Origin of the sequence: Paraburkholderia sp. SIMBA_030, assembly GCF_046535245.1 — a bacterium.
Taxonomy (GTDB): Bacteria; Pseudomonadota; Gammaproteobacteria; order Burkholderiales; family Burkholderiaceae; genus Paraburkholderia.
This window is the reverse complement of sequence record NZ_JAWRXB010001764.1, coordinates 1-231: the sequence shown is the minus strand read 5'-3', so window position 1 is coordinate 231 and position 231 is coordinate 1. Positions and strand designations below refer to the sequence as shown.

General features: G+C 68.4%; 1 pseudogene. It reads left to right on the top strand.

The features are described 5' to 3' along the window. Positions 1-33: 33 nt before the first annotated feature. Positions 34-231 (top strand): annotated as a pseudogene (locus SB772_RS46060) (thiolase family protein); the annotation flags it as partial.

Here is a 231-nt window from a genome sequence, read left to right as displayed (position 1 = left end):
GCGTGGCGGCTCGGCCTGAGCCCGCGCTGGTGCATGGACGACTGTCATGGCGGCGCGAGCGCGATCGATCTGCTACAGCACGCGATCCGCGCGATCCAGCACGGCGACGCGAGCGTGATCGTGCTGCTCTCGGGCGACCGCTTCGAGGCCGCCGATTTTCGTCAGCTCGTCGAGCACTACAACCTCACGACGCGCACGTATCTGCGCCCGCTCGAAAACGGCGGCCCGAAC